Genomic DNA, 19,338 nt, shown 5'->3' on the forward strand with positions numbered 1-19,338 from the left:
AGCGGCTACCAGGCTGTTTTTCATCCTGCATCAGGAAAAAGAGCGCACAGAAGGTGTGGTAATGAGAAAAATTCTCAACGGGTGCTTTACAAATGATAATAGGAATGATTATTATTCATATGCACTTCGACGGTGGCTCTGCCGAAGAAGAGCACGACATTGCTCACATTGCTTCCAGTATTGTTGCCCGCCTCATGGCGGGCTTTTTTTTGTCGGGTGCATAGCTCTGAAGAGCAGGATCACCGCTGACTGAACAGGTGCACTGATTGCGGTTTTGCATGAAAGCATGGGGATGGAAAAAGAGTAAAACAGAATGATATCTGTAATGGCCTGGCATTTACCTGAGCAAGACCGGCTTAAAACCGGACTTAACTATTACAGAAACGCCGTTACTATAAGCACAACCTCTGCCCAACCAACGCCGGACAATGACTAAATTCCAGAAAAGCGCTCAGGCTTTCCACTATCCCTCCTTTCGTTATCTGTTTTTCGGACGTTTGTTTACCGTGCTGGGCAATGGAATCGCGCCCATCGCGCTGGCCTTTGCAGTTCTGGATATGGATGGATCTGCCTCTGATTTAGGCGTCGTGGTGGCATCCCGCTCCCTGTTCAACGTGCTGTTTCTGCTGGTGGGCGGTGTGGTTGCCGACCGTTACTCACGTAGTCGGGTATTAGTTGTATCGGCGCTGATAGCTGCTGTTTCTCAGGCTTTCGTTGCGTGGACTGTGCTTGAGGGTTCAGCCACAGTAATCAGCCTCACCTTGCTGGGCGCGCTGAATGGCGCGGCATCGGGGATTGCTCTGCCAGCTTCCTCTGCGCTGGTTCCGCAGGTCGTGCCTGCACAGCACCTGCGTCAGGCCAATGCTTTCATTCAGCTCAGTGTTTATGGCGGCACGGTACTGGGAGCGTCGCTGGGAGGCGTGATGACCAGTGCTGTCGGGCCGGGCTGGGGGCTGGCGATAGATGCGCTGGGATTTGCGGTCTCCGCGCCGCTTTATTTCCTTATGCGTGTGAGCCCGAATAAGGGCGGGACGATGCAAGGCAATATCCTGCGCGATATTAAAGAAGGCTGGGCAGAATTTGCCGGGCGAAGCTGGATTTGGTCGATAGTCCTTCAGTTCGCCATTATCAACGTCGCGTTTAATGGCATTGTAGAAGTCTATGGCCCGATAATTGCTGACGCCTCTTTCGGGCGGGCGCAGTGGGGGATGATTGTGGCCGCCCAGAGCGCAGGTTTAATTGCTGGATCATTTCTGGCTATGAAATGGCATCCACGTCGTGATCTGCTGATTGGCGCTATGCTGGCAGGTCTCTGTGCACTCCCGATAATGATGCTAGGCCTGAATGCATCAGCAGCATGGCTGATTGCAGGGTTCTTTATCGCTGGCGTTTCATTAGGCCTGTTTGGCGTAACCTGGGCGCATTCATTACAGACTCATATCCCAGCCGATAAACTGGCTCGCGTGTACGCGTATGATGCGATGGGTTCCTTTATCTCCATTCCTATTGGTCAACTGGTTGCGGGGCCGCTGGCGGCACAATATGGCACAGACAATGTTTTGCTGATGTCAGCACTGGCCGTGGTCATGGTGACAGCTGCTGTCCTGCTGGTTCCGACCCTCAGGCAACCTGACAAAATGGGCACTAAGCCGCATAACACGTAATTGCTGTTTTTGTTCCTGCTAAAGCAGCCAGGACGTTACCAGACAGTTTTGACAGCGATTAACCAGAAAACAAAACGAAGAGACAAAGATGTCATCGTCGACCTGTTTAGTTTTCGGCTTTTATGTCGTGCTTTTTCATCATCGCGCGCAGCTGATGATAGGTAACACCTAGCAACCCGGCGGCGCGACGCTGGTTATAGCGTGCCTGTTGCAGGCTGGCTTCAACCAGATTCCGCTCCTGTTGATTCTGCCACTGGCGCAGATCCAGCGGCAGGGCGGGCAGGTCGTTACTCTCCGCGTTCTGACTGGCACGGATGAGCGCAACCGGTTCAGGACGTGAAGCAAACGGGTTGATAATGACGTTATCCAGCAACTGCTCGCTGCTGTTATGGCGATAGACTGAGCGTTCCACGACGTTCTTAAGCTCACGGACGTTGCCGGGCCAGTGGTAATCAAGCAGAGCCTGCTGCGCCTGAGCGGTAAAACCAGGAAAAAGTAACAGGCCGAGTTCGCGGCACATCTGGATGGCAAAATGATCGGCCATCACCAGAATATCGCTGCGGCGTTCGCGCAGGGGCGGTAACTGCACCACATCAAAGGCCAGACGATCCAGCAGGTCGGCTCGGAATTTCCCCTCTGCCGCCAGCGCAGGGAGATCCTCGTTAGTGGCGCAGACCAGCCGCACATTCACCTGCAGGGAGTGATTGCCGCCGACACGCTCCAGCTGCCCATATTCAATTACCCTGAGCAGCTTTTCCTGCACCAGCATCGGCGCGGTTGCCAGCTCATCCAGAAACAGCGTGCCACCATCAGCCCGCTCAAAACGTCCGAGATGGCGCTTCTGCGCACCGGTAAAGGCACCGGCCTCATGACCAAAGAGTTCAGAATCGAGCAGGTTCTCATTCAGCGCGGCGCAGTTCAGCGAGATAAACGGTCCCTGCCAGCGGTCAGAGAGATAGTGCAGACGGCTGGCGATCAGCTCTTTACCCGTTCCGCGCTCGCCAATCACCAGAACCGGCTTTTCCAGCGGAGCCAGTCTGGAGACCTGCTCAAGAACCTCCAGAAAATTGTTCGACTCACCTAAAAGATTATCGTTAGTGCCTGTCATGATGAATTTCGCCATCCCTTAATCATTTTGACTATCTTAAAATATGCGGACGAGGCTGTAAAATATCAAATTCCTTAAAAATCAATGCGATAAAAATTGGCACGCATCTTGTATTAACTAAGCAGGGCAACACGTTTTAAAACATTAAAAGAGGAACATCATTATGGGTATTTTTTCTCGTTTCGCTGACATCGTAAATGCCAACATTAATTCCCTGCTGGAGCGTGCTGAAGATCCGCAGAAACTGGTCCGTCTGATGATTCAGGAAATGGAAGACACCTTAGTCGAAGTGCGTTCCACCTCTGCGCGGGCGCTGGCTGAAAAGAAACAGCTGTCACGCCGTATTGAGCAGGCAGAGATCCAGCAGGCCGAATGGCAGGAAAAAGCGGAACTGGCGCTTCGCAAGGATAAAGATGATCTGGCGCGGTCAGCACTGATCGAAAAACAGAAACTCACTGACCTTATCGCTTCACTGAAACAGGAAGTGGGCCAGGTTGAAGAGACGCTGGAACGTATGAAAGGCGAAATCAGTGAGCTGGAGAAAAAGCTGACTGAAACACGTGCCCGCCAGCAGGCGTTAACACTGCGTCACCAGGCGGCCTCTTCATCACGCGATGTTCGTCGTCAGCTGGACAGCGGTAAAATCGACGAGGCGATGGCCCGGTTTGAATCTTTTGAACGACGCATTGACCACATGGAAGCGGAAGCAGAAAGCCACGGTTTCGGTAAGCCAAAAACCCTGGACCAGCAGTTTACTGACCTGAAAGCGGATGATGAAATCAGCCAGCAGCTTAATGCGCTGAAAGCCAAAATGAACCGCAGTGAGTAATCATCGACGTTGCAATAAGTGATTAAGGAGAGTCAATGAGCGCACTTTTTCTTGCCATACCCTTAACGATCTTCGTGCTGTTTGTCGCACCGATCTGGTTATGGTTGCATTACAACAACAAACGCAACGGCGGTTCGGAACTGTCGCAAAGCGAAATCCAGCGCCTGCAGCGTGTTACGCAGGATGCACAGCGGATGCGTGAACGCATTGACGCGCTGGAAGCGATTCTGGATGCCGAACACCCTAACTGGAGGCAGCCATGATGAAAGGCCGTAAGTTGTGGCGCAAGCCTGACGAAGGAAAGTTGATGGGCGTCTGTGCGGGTCTGGCGGAGTATCTCGATATTCCGGTGCGTCTGCTTCGGGTCATTGTGGTCTTATCACTGTTCTTTGGTCTGTTTATGTTTACGGTGGTCGCCTATTTCGTGCTGGGTTTTGTGCTGGATGTGAAACCCGCCAATGTCACGGAGGACGAACGTCAGCTCAGCGCCAGCGAGCTGCTGGACCAGCTGGAGAGTGCGCTGCAGCGCGATGAGCGCAGCGTGCGCGACGTGGAGCGTTATGTGACGTCTGAAACTTTCAGCGTACGCAGCCGCTTCCGCCAGATTTGATTATATTATTGCCGGGCCGTTACGGGCCCGTCCGCTCTCTCAATGGAGGTGTTGATGTCTTTTTCGCGATCCACTGCTTTTCGCCACCGCGCGGCACCTGCATTGAAGTCGGCGGCTAAATTTATCATTATCAATGCTGTTACCTACGGTCCCGCCGGTGTCACTGGCTGGGCGGTGAAATCGGTAGCGCGACGCCCGTTACGTCTTCTGCTGGCTGTGGCACTTGAGCCATTGCTGAAACGCGTGATGAATCGGGTGGCATCGCGCTTCATCAGGGAGAACGATGAAAAGACTGCAAAGTGAATTAATGGCATTAATGAACCGTGGCGTTGATCGCCACCTTCGGCTGGCGGTCACCGGATTAAGCCGCAGCGGTAAAACCGCCTTTATTACCTCACTGGTCAATCAGCTTTTAACGGTTCACAGCGGCGCACGTTTGCCGCTGTTTTCCGTTGTGCGGGACGAGCGACTGTTGGGCGTCAAACGGGTGCCGCAGCGGGACATGGGAACCGCGCGCTTTACCTACGACGAAGGCCTGGCACAACTCTACAGCACGCCGCCCGCCTGGCCGACGCCCACCCGTGGCGTCAGCGAAATGCGTCTGGCGCTGCGTTACCGTCCAAATGATTCGCTGCTGCGTCATCTGAAAGAGACGGCAACACTCTATCTGGAAATTGTCGACTATCCCGGAGAATGGCTACTGGATCTGCCGATGCTGGCGCAGGATTATCTCGCCTGGTCACGGCAGATGAACGGTCTGCTGCAGGGCGATCGTGCGGAGTGGGCAAAACCCTGGCGCACGCTCTGCGAAAAACTCGATCCGCTTGCTCCCGCCGATGAAACCCAGCTGGCAGAGATTGCTGCGGCCTGGACTGACTACCTGCATCGCTGTAAATCTGAAGGCCTGCATTTTATTCAGCCTGGCCGGTTCGTGCTGCCTGGCGATATGGCAGGCGCGCCTGCGCTGCAGTTTTTCCCCTGGCCAACCGCTGATGAGTCGCAACTCACTAAGCTGGCGCAGGCGGATAAGGGGAGTAACTTCAGCATGCTGCAGCAGCGCTTCAACTACTACTGCCAGCATGTGGTGAAGGGCTTTTACAAAAATCACTTCCTGCGTTTTGACCGCCAGATCGTGCTGGTTGACTGCCTCCAGCCCCTGAATAGTGGTCCTCAGGCGTTTAATGATATGCGGCTGGCGCTGACTCAGCTGATGCAGAGCTTTCATTACGGCCAGCGCACCCTGTTTCGCCGGCTTTTCTCACCGGTGATCGACAAATTACTGTTTGCGGCGACTAAAGCGGATCACATCACCAGCGATCAGCACGGCAACATGGTCTCGCTGTTGCAGCAACTGGTGCAGGATGCCTGGCAGAACGCCGCGTTTGAGGGGATTAGCATGGACTGCATCGGACTGGCATCAGTGCAGGCGACACAGAGCGGCCTGGTCGACCACCGTGGCGAGAAGATCCCGGCCCTGCGCGGTCACCGGCTGGATGATGGTGAACCGCTTACCGTCTATCCGGGTGAAGTCCCGCCGCGCCTGCCTGGCAATGCCTTCTGGCAGCAGCAGGGTTTTCAGTTTGAACAGTTCCGGCCGCAGCAGCTCGACGTCGACCGTCCACTGCCGCATATCCGCATGGATGCCGCGCTGGAATTTTTATTGGGAGATAAATTGCGATGAGTGATCCGCTGAAGCCGCGTATCGATTTTGCTCGTCCGCTGGATGAGAGCACCACCACGCCGCTGCGTCCGGCGCAGACCTTTGAAGCGGACGCGCAGGCTGCGTTTCTGGCAGTGCAGGATGAAGATGTTGCCGTAGAAGAAGAAGGTGCAGGGGAGCGCGCAGTGGAAGCGGCTCTGAAACCTAAACGCAGTCTGTGGCGCAAAATGGTGACCGCAGGCGCACTGCTGTTTGGCGTTAGCGTGATTGCGCAGGGGGTGCAGTGGACGCATGACGCCTGGCTGGCACGCGACTGGTTTTCACTGGGGAGCGGCGTAGCAGGCGGACTTATTGTGCTGGCGGGTGTCGGCGCGCTGACCACTGAGTGGCGTCGGCTCTACCAGCTGCGTCAGCGTGCCGAAGAGCGGGATGTGGGCCGGGAGCTATTGCACAGTCATGGTATCGGTAAAGGTCGGGCATTCTGCGAAAAGCTGGCCCAGCAGGCTGAACTGGATCAGGCGCATCCGGCCCTGCAGCGCTGGCATGCCTCGCTGCACGAAACCCACAATGACAGCGAAATCGTGCGCTTGTATGCGCAGCTGGTGCAGCCCGTTCTGGACAGGCAGGCGCGGCGTGAAATCAGTCGTCATGCTGCGGAAGCAACACTGATGATTGCGGTCAGTCCGCTGGCACTGGTGGATATGGCGTTTATCGCCTGGCGTAATCTGCGGCTGGTCAATCGCATCGCGGCGATATACGGCATCGAACTGGGCTACTTCAGCCGTATCCGGCTGTTCCGCCTGGTGCTGCTCAATATGGCTTTTGCCGGCGCGTCCGAACTGGTGCGGGAAGTGGGAATGGACTGGATGTCGCAGGATATCGCTGCCCGGCTTTCCACGCGCGCTGCCCAGGGCATTGGTGCAGGCCTGCTGACTGCAAGGCTGGGCATCAAAGCGATGGAGCTTTGTCGTCCACTGCCGTGGCTGGAGCAGGATAAGCCACGGCTTGGCGATTTTCGGCGCGAACTGCTGGGCCAGCTGAAAGAGGCACTGCAGAAGGGCGGTAACAAATCAGCCTGAATCTCGCGTGACACATTAAAGGCGGCATAGCCGCCTTTAATGATCAGTGAGGCTGGCGCAGCACCTGCCGTGAATCGATAATCAGACACTCACCCGGACAGGCGGATTCATCTGTATTCACCGGATTTGCAGGCAGCGTAAAGGCCATGCCATTTTTCTCCCTGATAAAATGCGCCATCCCGGCAAATATCTTCCAGTCGGCCAGAGTTACCTTCGACAGAACAAAACACCATCACACGCGCTGTGCCTGTCAACTTTTCCTGACAGATCCCTTTCTACCGGCGCATCACTTAGCGTAATATTCATTTATCTGAACCTGATTAAGGCGAACGCAATGCGTCTGGAAGTGTTCTGTCAGGACCGCATCGGTCTGACGCGTGAACTGCTCGATCTGCTGGTGGCACGCAACATTGATTTACGCGGTATTGAAATTACGGCGCTGGGCCGCATCTATCTGAATTTTTCGGCACTGGAATTTGACGCTTTCAGTAATCTGATGGCAGAAATCCGGCGTACACCGGGCGTAACAGATGTGCGCACGGTAACGTACATGCCTTCGGAGCGTGAACATCGCGCGCTGAGTGCCTTACTGGTGGCCATGCCAGATCCGGTTTTCTCCATCGATCTGAAAAGCAAGGTGGAACTGGCTAATCCGGCGGCACAAAACCTGTTTAATCTTGATGAAGAGAAAATGCGCAATTTCAGCGCCGGCAACCTGATTAATGGCTTTAACTTCATGCGCTGGCTGGAAAGCGATCGGGTTGAGGCGCAGGCGCAGCATGTCGTCATTGAAGGGCGCGATTTTCTGATGGAAGCGCGTCCTATTTATCTGCCGGGTGAAGAGGGCCAGAACGACAGGCCGGTCGGGGCGATGGTGATGCTGAAGTCAACCGCTCGCATGGGCCGTCAGTTACAGAATCTGGTGGTCACCGACGAATCCGAGTTTGACCATATCATTGCCGTCACGCCGAAGATGCGTCAGGTGGTCGATCAGGCGCGCAAACTGGCGATGCTGGATGCGCCGTTACTGATTGTCGGCGATACCGGCACCGGGAAAGATATGCTGGCACGCGCCTGCCATCTGCGCAGCGCCCGTGGGAAAAATCCTTTCCTGGCGCTGAACTGTGCCTCATTACCCGACGACGTTGCGGAAAGCGAGCTGTTTGGTCATGCCGCCGGTGCCTATCCGAATGCGCTGGAAGGCAAGAAGGGCTTTTTTGAGCAGGCCAATGGTGGCTCGGTATTGCTGGATGAGATTGGCGAGATGTCGCCGAGAATGCAGACCAAGCTGCTGCGTTTTCTCAATGATGGCACCTTCCGCCGCGTCGGTGAAGAGCATGAAGTCCATGTTAATGTGCGCGTAATCTGCGCTACGCAGAAGAACCTGATTGAACTGGTGCAACGCGGTGAGTTTCGCGAAGATCTTTTTTACCGGCTCAATGTGCTGACGCTGCAACTGCCCCCGCTGCGCGATCGACCGCAGGATATCCTGCCACTGACCGAGATGTTTGTGGCCCGCTTTGCGGATGAGCAGGGGATGGCCCGGCCGCGACTCTCGCCACAGCTCATTGCATTTCTGACGCGCTACGCCTGGCCTGGCAATGTGCGCCAGTTAAAAAATGCGTTGTATCGCGCGTTAACCCAGCTGGAAGGATATGAACTGCGACCGCAGGATATTGTGTTGCCTGAACAGACACTGGATGTATCGCTGGGCGATGAAGCACTGGAAGGAACGCTGGATCAGATTACCAGCCGTTTTGAGCGGTCAATACTGACGCGGCTTTATCTCTCCTATCCCAGCACCCGAAAACTGGCAAAACGTCTGGGTGTTTCCCATACCGCGATTGCCAACAAGCTGCGTGAATATGGTCTGGGACAGAAGCGCACCGAAAGCGAATGATCGGTAAGCAGAGAGCAGGAAGCGGATAACCAGGTTATCCGCTTTTTTTATTACTTCAGCGCGGCCAGGGCAGCGTCGTAATCAGGCTCAGTGGTGATTTCATCAACCAGCTGGCTGTAAATCACTTTATCGTTCTCATCCAGAACGATCACCGCACGTGCGGTCAGGCCTTCCAGCGCACCATCAGCAATTTCTACACCATACTCATACTTGAATTCTGAGCCGCGCAGCGTCGACAGCGTCACCACATTGCTCAGGTTTTCCGCGCCACAGAAACGCGACTGGGCAAAAGGCAGATCGGCAGAGATGCATAACACCACGGCGTTATTCAGCTCGCTTGCCGCCTGGTTGAATTTGCGCACTGATGAGGCACAGACACCGGTATCAACGCTTGGGAAAATGTTCAGAATTTTGCGTTTTCCTGCATACTCAGAGAGCGCAACGTTAACCAGGTTCTTTGCTACCAGCGTGAAAGGCTTAGCTTTATCGCCAGCCTGTGGAAACTGACCTGCAACCGGAACGGCATTACCCTGAAAATGAACAGTCTGAGACATAGTGATTCCTTTTGATGATAAAAAAGATCTGACACAAAACGGCTAAAGATAGCCGTTGTTTATGACATAAATGTTAAGGGTTTACGAGTTCAATTGTGGAATTTAACGTGGCGGTCTGCCACTGCGTCACACTTTGTGGAGTGTAAATGAGAACGGTAAAAAGTTATCCCGAAGCCTGGCCGTTGCATACGCCGTTTGTCATTGCCCGTGGAACCCGGACCGAAGTCAAAGTGGTGGTGGTTGAAATTGAGGAAGATGGCGTAAAAGGCGTCGGTGAAGCGACGCCCTATGCGCGCTATGGTGAAAGCGAAGCATCGGTGCTGGCGCAGATCGCCACGTTGCTGCCCGCGCTGCAAGAGGGCATGACGCGCGAGGCATTACAACAGGCGCTGCCTGCCGGGGCGGCGCGAAACGCCATCGACAGTGCACTGTGGGATCTCGCCGCACATCAGCAGCAGCGCAGCCTCTGGGCGCTTAGCGGTGTGACTGCGCCTGCTGATGTCGTGACCGCGCAGACCGTCAGCATTGATACCCCTGAGGCGATGGCCAGCAGCGCACTCGCACTGTGGCAGCATGGTGCAACACTGCTGAAAATTAAGCTGGATAACAATTTTATTACTGAACGGCTGATGGCCATCCGCGCCGCCGTACCGGAGGCAACCCTGATTGTGGATGCAAATGAGTCCTGGCACGCTGAAGGCCTGGCGGCACGCTGTCAGCTGCTGGCAGACATTGATGTGGCGATGCTGGAACAGCCTTTACCTGCAGGTGAAGATGCGGCACTGGAGAACTTTATTCACCCGTTGCCAATTTGTGCCGATGAGAGCTGTCATACACGTGAAAGCCTGGCCGCGCTGCGAGGCCGTTATGAGATGGTCAACATCAAGCTGGATAAAGCGGGCGGTCTGACAGAGGCGCTGGCGCTTGCCGATGCCGCGCAGCAGCAGGGCTTTGCGGTAATGCTGGGCTGCATGCTCTGCACCTCGCGGGCGATACGTGCTGCGCTACCGCTGGTGCCGCAGACCCGTTTCGCCGATCTTGATGGGCCGACCTGGCTGGCGGTGGATGCAGAACCGGCGATCACCGTGCGCAGCGGTCGGCTGATTATTGCTGCCAGCGCAGCAAACTAACCATCATCTTAAGATAGGTCTCCGTGGCTTCATCCACGGAAATCACCGGCATCTCAGCGGTCACGCAGGGCAGACTGAGATCGTAACACCAGCTGCCGAATGAGCCAGGCGTGTCATATCCCACGCTGCTGACGCGAGGAAGGCCGGTTTGGCTGGCCAGCCAGCCGCCAATCTCCACCTGATGCGGGTCGTCAATACAGCCCAGCGGCTCATGCCAGGAAACGATCCAGGCTGGCTTAAGTTGATGTATCAGGGCACAGAGCGCCAGTGTTTCCGGTTCAGAACCCGGATGCGTGCCGGTTGAGAGCGTGACATCCCGCGCATCGGCAGCGCTGTTCCAGCGATAAACGGTCTCTCCGGGCTGCCAGTTCGCTGCCGGGAAGTTGCGGTTGAGATCGACGCCATTTGCGTTAGCGCGCAGGCCAAGCTGACAGCCATCAGGATTGACTGCCAGCACCACGTGGTGCCGACGCATGCCATCGGGCAGTGTCCGTAACGCAGCAGAAAGGGTGGCGATGGCCGCATTTTCATCACCGTGTGTGCCAGCCAGAATCAGACCGCTGTCGGGGTCACCCAGTGGCGCTGGAAACCACAGCAGCGGCGCGCCCAGCACGGAGCGGCCATACTGCTGATACGAAACGTCAAGTTTGCCGCGAAGGGGACGCGGATGAAGTGGCGACATACAGATTTCCTCAAAGGGTTTTACTCAAAGTAGCGGAAAAGCCGTGTGCGGAAAATAGCTATTTATCTGTCAGCCATTTGCGATAAAGTGCCCTGCACAAGCTACATCGGCAACAGACTGATGCAGCACTTCTTTGGGGTAAAGGAGTGATAATGGTTAAGACCTTTCGTATGACGCTGGCAGCAATCAGTCTGAGCAGCATCCTCACACCCGCCATTGCGGCGAATCCACCCGCTGGCGCGCAGCTGGCCGAACAGCAGCAGATCGTCCGCCATATTAAAGATGAACCCGCTTCACTTGATCCGCTTAAAGCGGTAGGGCTGCCTGAAATTCAGGTTATTCGCGATCTGTTTGAAGGTCTGACAAATCAGGATGCTCAGGGCAAAATCGTGCCGGGCGTGGCACAGAGCTGGAGCAGCAGCGACAACAAAACCTGGGTCTTCACCCTGCGTAATAACGCGCGCTGGTCAAACGGCGAACCGGTCACGGCGCAGGATTTTGTCTACAGCTGGCAGCGGCTGGTCGATCCCAAAAACAGCTCAGGCTCAGCCGGGTTTGCGGGGTTAAGCGGTATTGAAAATGCGGCAGCGATTACCAAAGGCGAAATGACCCCCGATAAACTGGGAGTGACTGCCCAGAGCAAAACCCAGCTGAAAGTGACGCTGGATCGTCCTGTGCCGTGGTTCCCGGCGCTGGTGGCTAACGTGGCGCTCTTCCCGGTGCCGCAAAAAGTGATTGCCCAGCAAGGTGACAGCTGGACGGCACCCGGCAAACTGGTCGGTAACGGTGCCTATCAGCTCAGCGAGCGGGTAGTGAACGAGAAGATTGTCCTGACCCGTAATCCTCATTACTGGGATGATGCACATTCGGTGCTGACGAAAGTGACCTTTGTGCCAATCAATGAAGAGTCGAGCGCGACTAAACGTTATCGTGCCAACGACATTGATATCACCGAATCTTTCCCTAAGAACATGTATGCGCTATTAAAGAAAACGTTGCCGGGAGAGGTCTACACACCTGACCAGTTAGGCACCTATTACTATGCGTTTAACACGCAGAAAGGACCAACTGCCGATGTGCGGGTTCGCAAAGCACTGTCCTGGTCTATCGACCGAAACGTCATTGCTGACAAAGTGCTGGGCACCGGTGAGAAACCGGCGTGGCACTTTACGCCAGATGTGACAGCAGGCTTTAAGCCACTGCCCACGTTCATGCAACAGCACGATCAGAACGCCCTGAATGCGCAGGCCAAATCGCTGCTTGCCGCCGCCGGTTACGGTCCGGGTAAACCGCTGAAGCTCAAACTGCTCTACAACACCTCTGAGAGCCATCAGAAGATTGCGATTGCCGTGGCCTCTATGTGGAAAAAGAACCTCGGTGTGGATGTCACACTGGAGAATCAGGAGTGGAAAACCTACATCGACAGTCGTAACAGCGGGAACTTCGATGTGATTCGCGCCTCGTGGGTGGGAGACTACAATGAGCCCTCCACCTTCCTGAATCTGCTGACCTCGGGCAGCAGCAGCAATATCGCGCGCTTTAACAACGCGGATTATGATGCAGTTGTCGCTAAAGCCAGCCGTGAAACCAGCGAGCAGGCACGTAACAGCGATTACAACCGTGCCGAGCAGATCCTCGCTGAACAGGCCCCGATTGCGCCCATCTATCAGTACACGAATGGCCGACTGATTAAACCCTGGGTTAAAGGCTATCCCATCACCAACCCTGAAGATGTCGCCTACAGCCGTGAACTGTGGATTGAAAAGCACTAAGCCTGTGGTGGCCGGTTTCCCGGCCACCTGCTGACATCTTTCTTCACAGCCCGGAGATTGCAACTCAACGCCGTCACGTTAGACTGTATCGTATTGATATTAATGGTGAGGGAATGTTGTGGACGTCATTGAAGGAAAAGCATTACAGGTTTCAGATGCCATCATTTCATGCCAGCTGGATGGCAAGGGTGGGATGATCCCGATAGCTGAAGATGAAGTTATCGAGTGTGAGCAGCCCTGCTGGCTGCATCTGAACTATACCCACAGCAAAAGCGCAGAATGGCTGCAGTCAACGCCGCAGATTCCCGATGCCGTGCGTGACGCCTTAGCGGGTGACAGCATGCGTCCCCGCGTCAGCCGGCTGGGCGACGGATTTATGATCGTGCTGCGCAGCGTTAACCACAACACCGATGCGCGTCGCGACCAGCTGGTGGTGATGCGCGTGTTCATCAACGATAAGCTCATCGTCTCGACCCGGCGGCGTAAAGTCTCTGCCGTCGATGAAGTGCTCACCGATTTACAAAACGGTAATGGTCCGATTGACTGCGGCAGCTGGCTGGTCGATGTCTGTGATGCCCTGACCGATCACACCAGCGAATTTATCGAAGAGTTGCATGACAAAATCATCGAGCTGGAAGATGCACTGCTTGACCAGCAGATGCCCGCGCGCGGCGAACTCGGCCTGCTGCGCAAACAGCTGATTGTGATGCGGCGTTATATGGCACCGCAGAGGGATGTCTATGCCCGGCTCGCCAGTGAAAAACTGGCCTGGATGGATGACAGCGAACGGCGCCGGATGCAGGAGATCGCCGATCGTCTGGGACGCGGGCTGGATGATCTGGATGCAGGCGTGGCGCGCACCGCGATCCTGGCTGACGAGGTCGCCTCTGCGATGGCGGAGTCGATGAACCGCCGCACCTATACTATGTCACTGATGGCGATGATCTTCCTGCCCGCTACGTTCCTGACCGGTCTGTTTGGGGTTAATCTGGGTGGCATTCCGGGCGGTGGATGGGAGTACGGCTTCTCTATCTTCTGTCTGCTGCTCGTGGCACTGGCGGTGGGCGTCGCGGGTTATCTGCGTAAACGGCGCTGGCTGTAACGCGGAAAGGTCACATCGGCGGGGGCGTCTGATTTGAGGACGAAAATCCCGCCGGGTGGGATAAAAATCATAATAAGAAAGCAAAAGCTGATCGACATCAAGAACCCAATGCCGCTGCTGACGCAAACTCTCTCCCGCAGGTGAATGCAACGTCAAGCGATGGGCGTTGCGCTCCATATTGTCTTACTTCCATATTTAGAATTATTGCATAGCACAATTAATTCAAAACATGCCGGCCCGTGTGCCGGCTTTTTTTTTGCCCGCCTGGCTGGAACGCCAATCCTTTTCTAAACTTAAAGTCCATTCGCAAGAAAAGGAGTACGGCATGAGCGCGATTTACAACAGCGAGCCGATCCCTACGGATCCAGTCCCGATTCCTGAACCGATTCCTCATCCGCAACCCCAGCCTGATCAGCCGACCGATCCGGAATATCCGCCGATAATGGATCCACCGCCGCACCGCAACATATAAAAAAAGGGCGTGCTGCCAGCAGCACGCCCTTAACTTATCAGGTACTTACTTAATCTGAAGCACATCCAGACGTGCGCTGAGGTCCGGTGCATCGTCTTCATCAGCTCGCCAGCCCACAGGCTGCAACGGCAGGGTTTCGCGGTCAAAAGCGAGATCGCCGCCATCAACGACCGCATCGCCATGCTTAATCCCTTTAAAATCGAACAGATTGATATCTGCCAGGTGCGACGGCACGACGTTTTGCATTGCGCTGAACATAGTTTCAATGCGGCCAGGATAGCGCTTATCCCAGTCACGCAGCATATCGGCTACCACCTGCCGCTGCAGGTTTGGCTGAGAACCGCAGAGATTGCACGGGATAATCGGGAACTGACGCGCGTCTGAGAAACGAATGATATCTTTCTCGCGGCAGTAGGCCAGCGGACGAATCACAATCTGCTTGCCATCATCACTCATCAGTTTTGGCGGCATACCTTTCAGTTTTCCGCCGTAAAACATGTTCAGGAACAGCGTCTGCAGGATGTCATCGCGATGGTGGCCGAGCGCGATTTTAGTACAACCCAGTTCAGTCGCGACGCGATAGAGAATGCCACGGCGCAGGCGCGAGCAGAGTGAGCAGGTGGTTTTACCTTCCGGCACTTTCTCTTTGACGATGGAGTAGGTGTCTTCTTCGATAATCCGGTACTCAACGCCCTGTGCCTCAAGATATTGCGGCAGGATGTGCTCCGGGAAGCCAGGCTGTTTCTGGTCGAGGTTAACGGCAATCAGGCTGAAGTTGACCGGCGCACTTTTTTGCAGGCTGCGCAAAATTTCCAGCATGGTGTAGCTGTCTTTACCGCCCGACAGACAGACCATGATGCGGTCGCCTTCTTCAATCATATTAAAATCTGCAATGGCTTCGCCGACGTTACGACGCAGACGTTTCTGCAGCTTATTGAGGTTGTACTGTTCTTTCTTGTCAACCGTTTGATTATCTTGCATTTTTACCTATCTCAAAAACCAGAGAGCGTAGCCGAAGGGCAAATTGCTGTGCGCGTCCAGCCAGACACTTCACTGCGGTGTCACGAATATGCAGCGTATGGTACGGATTGTTGTCGCGAATGCCAGCACTGGAGTGAAGTAATCAGCGGAAAATCGCTGCCGGAGGCATCCGGCAGCGTCTCTCTTTTAAAGCAGATATTGCCGAAAAGGAATGCCGCGAGGAAGATGCTGGTGAGAGCGCGCCTTTACATCCCCAGGAAGACAGCCTGCTGGATGAGACGATGCCACGCGGGAGAATAGTGCGAGGTCAGCTGGCAGGAACATTTTTCCACTGACAATCAATTTCATCACTGTGTGTTGAGCAGGAAGGGGGGGAGGCCTGGTAAGCATCAGCACGCACATGATCTTTTTTTGCTGTACAACCGGCGATCATAAAATTGACAGAGAGAATGAATAGCGTTTTTATCGGGTCGATTTAATGAGTAAAAAAAGCAGCTTACGCAGTTATTAATCAATACTGATTAAACGGCGTGTTGTCTGTACTTGCCAGATTTGATACGCATCAAATTAAGTCGGATACGAAACCTCACAGGGTTTATTTTGTGACCCGGAATGACTTTTACAATGTCAAAATCTGAAAATCATACTTTGTTGAATATACGTTTGACCAATCAGATAGAGACTGATCCTTATATTGCCGCTGAAGCCTGTGAAACGTTAAATTCAGATTGTTTTTCTTACACACCGCGCCGTTGCTTAAGCCATTGCTGCTCAAGGTGAATATGTATCCATCAGGTTACAATGATCAGTAAATTGTCAGGATGCGGGAAAGGTATTTTGCGTTTGATTTTTTTATTGCAACGTCCTGCGTGGATGCCGTTCGTTTCGCACATTTCGGCAATACAGCATTCCGATGAAGCCCTTTAATGACCGGGTATAAAATTAAAAAATGAATCAACATTTAACGTCTATGAAATATTCGGATAAAACAGACAAAATAAAGAAGTACGGCATCAGATTTATTATGACGCTGCTACTCTTTTTACTTTGCTATGTTGCCGTCATGTATTGCGGGGTTTTGTTGCTGGTTAACCGACACGGTTTGCTGCATTTTCTGCTGCACTAAACGCATTACCGTCAGCCACAGGCTTTAAAAATCCAGCGGTAGGCATGATGCAGAAAATGCCTGAGCACTTCCATTAAATCCTCAGCCCCTTCTTCTGCCAGACATTGTCCGGTCTCCAGCGCATTATTCACTGAATCCCGATGTTCCAGGAGCATCATGATGGCTGCGGCGCCCGCTATCAGCGTAAAAATCAGCATGCTGACTGCGAACCGATATTTAGGCGAAGTACTGGAAAGGGCGTCTTCTGGATGGTCAGAGTTCTGAGGCATTAGTTTCCGGGTAAAATGATTACGTAAATTAACAATAACGGATTATGCCATTACTTCCCGGCAGGCACTACTTTTAAGGTCAGACTCTGCGCATTTTTGATTTTTCAGAAATGGCAGGAGAAGGAGGGCGGTGACTGCCGCTCACCGCCTTCTGCAAGGTTCTTATGTGTTTGTCGCCATGTGTAGTGACGGGGTTGTTCAGCAAACGTTTACATCATCTCCAGCGACTGAACGCCTTTTATCTCAATGACCTTATCGTAGAGGTGCGCATCATTTGACTTGCGGGACAACGTTACCTGTATGCTGAGTTCGCACAGGCCGCTCTCCTCATCTCGATTAATCACCGTCACATTGCCATAACGAATACCTTCCCGCTGCATAACCAGTAGCACCAGCGGCACGCTTTTAGGCTTAAGGAAAACCAGTAACGTATGGTGCTTGCCGATTAAAACATGGCTCAGGCGGCGGAACACTTCCAGCACCACCAGCGCCAGCACTGTGCCATAAATGCCGATCTCATACATGCCGCTGCCGATCACCAGACCAATCGCTGCCGTTACCCATAATCCCGCTGCCGTGGTCAGGCCTTTCACCACCTGCTTCTGAATCATGATGGTGCCTGCGCCCAGGAAGCCCATACCGCTGACGACCTGGGCTGCAATACGACTGGGGTCCAGTGCCACATGGTCGCTGGTGAGCATATCGGCGAAACCATACTTCGACACCAGCATGAACATCGCACTGCCGATACCGACCAGAATATGGGTACGCAGTCCCGCTTCTTTGGCCCGCATCTGACGCTCCAGACCAATCAGGCCGCCAAGAATACCGGCCAGGGCGATGCGAATTAACATATCCATTAACATGGCTTTACTCCGAAATAATAGGAACCGAAAAAGGGTGACAGTTCAGCGATAGCAGGTAAACAAGATAATTCTGCTTGCAAATCACGGTGGAGAATTTTGTAAAAAGCTGTTTCACCTCTCGACCCCTTGTGCTGCCTGACATATGCTGAGCCAGCCTATTATCCCCATTCCCGGAGTCCGATTGATGAAAGCAGCCACCTTTTTGCTGGCCGGTGCCGCATTATTACTCTCTGCCTGCAGTAGCAACAGTGATGATAACGAGCCACCGCAACAAGCCACCGCCGCGCACATCCAGCCTCGTGTGGTGATGTCTTCCCTGGCAGAAAGCACCTGTTCGAACGCAGGCGGAACGCTGGCGTTTTCACATCAGCTGGATGGATCACGTGTGGGCATGTGTCAGTTAGTGAATGGCCGTCGCTGCGATGAGCAGGCGTTAATTGGCGGGAACTGCGCGCGCTGATGAACAGGCCGGATAGCACCGGCCCGCATCATTAGCAGAGAATCGTCAGGCTGAGAGTCGGTTCGGGCACTCTTCACCCCGATCGAGCTGGCTAAGATTATTCAGTGTCGTCTCGGAAATGGCCGTCAGCGCTTCAGCCGTTAAAAATGCCTGATGACCGGTAAACAGTACGTTATGGCACGCTGAAAGACGACGGAACACATCGTCCTGAATCACATCATTCGACTTATCTTCAAAGAACAGGCCACGTTCATTCTCATACACATCCATGCCGAGCGCGCCGATTTTCTGCTGTTTCAGCGCATCAATCGCTGCCTGTGAATCAATCAGCCCGCCACGACTGGTGTTGATGATCATCACCCCATCGCGCATCTGACGAAACGCGTCGGCATTCAACAGATGATGGTTCTCCGGGGTCAGCGGACAGTGCAGCGTAATGACGTGGGATTCTGTAAACAGGGTCTTTAAATCAACATATTCTGCGCCCAGCTCACGCGCCTGCTCACTTGGGTAGGGATCAAACGCCAGCAGCCGCATACCAAACCCTTTCAGAATCCGCATGGTCGCAATGCCGATCTTACCCGTGCCGATAACGCCCGCCGTTTTGTTGTACATGTTGAAGCCGGTCAGTCCGTCGAGCGAAAAGTTCGCATCACGGGTACGCTGATACGCGCGATGAATACGGCGGTTAAGGGTCATCATCAGGCCGATAGTATGTTCAGCCACCGCTTCCGGTGAGTAGGCCGGCACCCGTACGACTTCCAGACCCAGCTCTTTCGCTGCAGCCAGATCGACATTATTGAAGCCAGCGCAACGCAGCGCGATATATTTCACACCCAGTCCGGCCAGCTCTTCCAGCACCGGGCGACTGCCGTCATCATTAACAAAAATGCAGACAGCATCGCAATCCACTGCGGTTTTGGCCGTGCTCTCTGAGAGTAAAAAGTCAAAAAATACCAGTTCGAAACCAAACTGCTGGTTAACCTGCTCAAGGTATTTCTGATCGTAATGTTTGGTGCTGTAAACCGCGATTTTCATCGTTGTGCTCCTGCAGAGGTGATAAACCAAGGATAA

20 protein-coding genes are annotated in these 19,338 nt (G+C 54.0%); 13 read left to right on the plus strand and 7 right to left on the minus strand.

Annotated features, from left to right (window positions below; translation table 11 throughout):
• The first annotated feature begins 428 nt into the window (after nucleotides 1-428).
• Entirely contained in the window at nucleotides 429-1,664 is a 1,236-nt protein-coding gene (locus NP77_RS11205; RefSeq protein ID WP_039660161.1) for an MFS transporter, read from the plus strand.
• Between the two features lie 106 nt (nucleotides 1,665-1,770).
• Here the strand turns inward: NP77_RS11205 and pspF are convergent, their stop codons facing one another.
• Nucleotides 1,771-2,772 carry a phage shock protein operon transcriptional activator gene (pspF, locus tag NP77_RS11210; RefSeq protein WP_039660487.1) on the minus strand — a complete coding sequence of 334 codons (1,002 nt, stop codon included), beginning with the start codon at nucleotides 2,770-2,772 and terminating at the stop codon, nucleotides 1,771-1,773.
• Between the two features lie 163 nt (nucleotides 2,773-2,935).
• On the opposite strand from pspF, the gene pspA reads away from it, so the two are divergent.
• The 7 genes from pspA (at nucleotide 2,936) to tyrR (ending at nucleotide 8,850) form a co-directional block, all read left to right on the plus strand.
• Nucleotides 2,936-3,601 (plus strand): phage shock protein PspA, encoded by a 666-nt coding sequence (pspA, locus tag NP77_RS11215; RefSeq protein WP_008925259.1) that lies wholly within the window; start codon nucleotides 2,936-2,938, stop codon nucleotides 3,599-3,601.
• A gap of 35 nt (nucleotides 3,602-3,636) precedes the next feature.
• Nucleotides 3,637-3,864: an envelope stress response membrane protein PspB gene (gene pspB / locus NP77_RS11220; protein WP_003853799.1), complete on the plus strand. Its 228-nt coding sequence runs from the start codon at nucleotides 3,637-3,639 to the stop codon at nucleotides 3,862-3,864.
• On the plus strand, nucleotides 3,861-4,211 hold the full coding sequence (gene pspC / locus NP77_RS11225) for an envelope stress response membrane protein PspC (RefSeq protein WP_039660164.1): 351 nt from the start codon (nucleotides 3,861-3,863) through the stop codon (nucleotides 4,209-4,211). The genes pspB and pspC overlap by 4 nt, the downstream gene beginning before the upstream one ends.
• A 54-nt stretch (nucleotides 4,212-4,265) precedes the next feature.
• Nucleotides 4,266-4,514: a phage shock protein PspD gene (gene pspD / locus NP77_RS11230; protein ID WP_039660166.1), complete on the plus strand. Its 249-nt coding sequence runs from the start codon at nucleotides 4,266-4,268 to the stop codon at nucleotides 4,512-4,514.
• Entirely contained in the window at nucleotides 4,495-5,892 is a 1,398-nt protein-coding gene (locus tag NP77_RS11235) for a YcjX family protein (protein ID WP_039660168.1), read from the plus strand. Before pspD ends, NP77_RS11235 begins: the two co-directional genes overlap by 20 nt.
• Nucleotides 5,889-6,950 carry a YcjF family protein gene (locus NP77_RS11240; RefSeq protein WP_003853794.1) on the plus strand — a complete coding sequence of 354 codons (1,062 nt, stop codon included), beginning with the start codon at nucleotides 5,889-5,891 and terminating at the stop codon, nucleotides 6,948-6,950. Before NP77_RS11235 ends, NP77_RS11240 begins: the two co-directional genes overlap by 4 nt.
• A 334-nt stretch (nucleotides 6,951-7,284) precedes the next feature.
• Nucleotides 7,285-8,850 (plus strand): transcriptional regulator TyrR, encoded by a 1,566-nt coding sequence (gene tyrR / locus NP77_RS11245; protein ID WP_003853785.1) that lies wholly within the window; start codon nucleotides 7,285-7,287, stop codon nucleotides 8,848-8,850.
• Between the two features lie 50 nt (nucleotides 8,851-8,900).
• On the opposite strand, the gene tpx is transcribed toward tyrR, so the two are convergent.
• Nucleotides 8,901-9,404, minus strand: a complete 504-nt coding sequence (gene tpx / locus NP77_RS11250) for a thiol peroxidase (protein ID WP_003853783.1) — start codon at nucleotides 9,402-9,404, stop codon at nucleotides 8,901-8,903.
• Nucleotides 9,405-9,550: 146 nt separating this feature from the next.
• Between tpx and ycjG the strand changes: the two genes are divergently transcribed.
• Nucleotides 9,551-10,534, plus strand: a complete 984-nt coding sequence (gene ycjG, locus NP77_RS11255; RefSeq protein ID WP_039660170.1) for an L-Ala-D/L-Glu epimerase — start codon at nucleotides 9,551-9,553, stop codon at nucleotides 10,532-10,534.
• Here ycjG and mpaA read toward each other — a convergent pair.
• Nucleotides 10,509-11,216 (minus strand): murein tripeptide amidase MpaA, encoded by a 708-nt coding sequence (mpaA, locus tag NP77_RS11260; protein WP_039660171.1) that lies wholly within the window; start codon nucleotides 11,214-11,216, stop codon nucleotides 10,509-10,511. The two genes, ycjG and mpaA, sit on opposite strands and share 26 nt — an antisense overlap.
• Before the next feature lie 152 nt (nucleotides 11,217-11,368).
• On the opposite strand from mpaA, the gene NP77_RS11265 reads away from it, so the two are divergent.
• From NP77_RS11265 to NP77_RS23690, 3 genes are all read left to right on the plus strand, one after another.
• Nucleotides 11,369-12,988, plus strand: coding sequence for an ABC transporter substrate-binding protein (locus NP77_RS11265; protein ID WP_039660173.1), 1,620 nt, complete (start codon nucleotides 11,369-11,371; stop codon nucleotides 12,986-12,988).
• A gap of 118 nt (nucleotides 12,989-13,106) precedes the next feature.
• A complete protein-coding gene (gene zntB, locus NP77_RS11270; protein WP_039660175.1) occupies nucleotides 13,107-14,090 on the plus strand; it encodes a zinc transporter ZntB in 984 nt (327 codons plus the stop codon).
• A gap of 325 nt (nucleotides 14,091-14,415) precedes the next feature.
• The gene (locus tag NP77_RS23690) at nucleotides 14,416-14,562 is read left to right on the plus strand and encodes a hypothetical protein (RefSeq protein ID WP_003853775.1); all 147 of its coding nucleotides are present in this window, start codon (nucleotides 14,416-14,418) and stop codon (nucleotides 14,560-14,562) included.
• A 45-nt stretch (nucleotides 14,563-14,607) separates the two neighbouring features.
• On the opposite strand, the gene ttcA is transcribed toward NP77_RS23690, so the two are convergent.
• The 3 genes from ttcA to NP77_RS11285 all read right to left on the minus strand — a co-directional run bounded on the left by ttcA (nucleotide 14,608) and on the right by NP77_RS11285 (nucleotide 17,804).
• Complete coding sequence (gene ttcA / locus NP77_RS11275) at nucleotides 14,608-15,543, minus strand: tRNA 2-thiocytidine(32) synthetase TtcA (protein ID WP_003853774.1); 936 nt, start codon at nucleotides 15,541-15,543, stop codon at nucleotides 14,608-14,610.
• Between the two features lie 1,137 nt (nucleotides 15,544-16,680).
• A complete protein-coding gene (locus NP77_RS11280) occupies nucleotides 16,681-16,938 on the minus strand; it encodes a hypothetical protein (RefSeq protein WP_008925248.1) in 258 nt (85 codons plus the stop codon).
• 209 nt (nucleotides 16,939-17,147) lie between these two features.
• On the minus strand, nucleotides 17,148-17,804 hold the full coding sequence (locus tag NP77_RS11285) for an MgtC/SapB family protein (RefSeq protein WP_003853765.1): 657 nt from the start codon (nucleotides 17,802-17,804) through the stop codon (nucleotides 17,148-17,150).
• A 184-nt stretch (nucleotides 17,805-17,988) separates the two neighbouring features.
• Between NP77_RS11285 and NP77_RS11290 the strand changes: the two genes are divergently transcribed.
• On the plus strand, nucleotides 17,989-18,264 hold the full coding sequence (locus NP77_RS11290; protein ID WP_003853763.1) for a DUF333 domain-containing protein: 276 nt from the start codon (nucleotides 17,989-17,991) through the stop codon (nucleotides 18,262-18,264).
• Nucleotides 18,265-18,309: 45 nt separating this feature from the next.
• Here the strand turns inward: NP77_RS11290 and NP77_RS11295 are convergent, their stop codons facing one another.
• Entirely contained in the window at nucleotides 18,310-19,302 is a 993-nt protein-coding gene (locus NP77_RS11295) for a 2-hydroxyacid dehydrogenase (protein ID WP_003853762.1), read from the minus strand.
• Between the last annotated feature and the right edge of the window lie 36 nt (nucleotides 19,303-19,338).

The sequence above is a fragment of the Pantoea sp. MBLJ3 genome (assembly GCF_000816655.1).
Classification (GTDB): Bacteria; Pseudomonadota; Gammaproteobacteria; order Enterobacterales; family Enterobacteriaceae; genus Pantoea; species Pantoea eucalypti.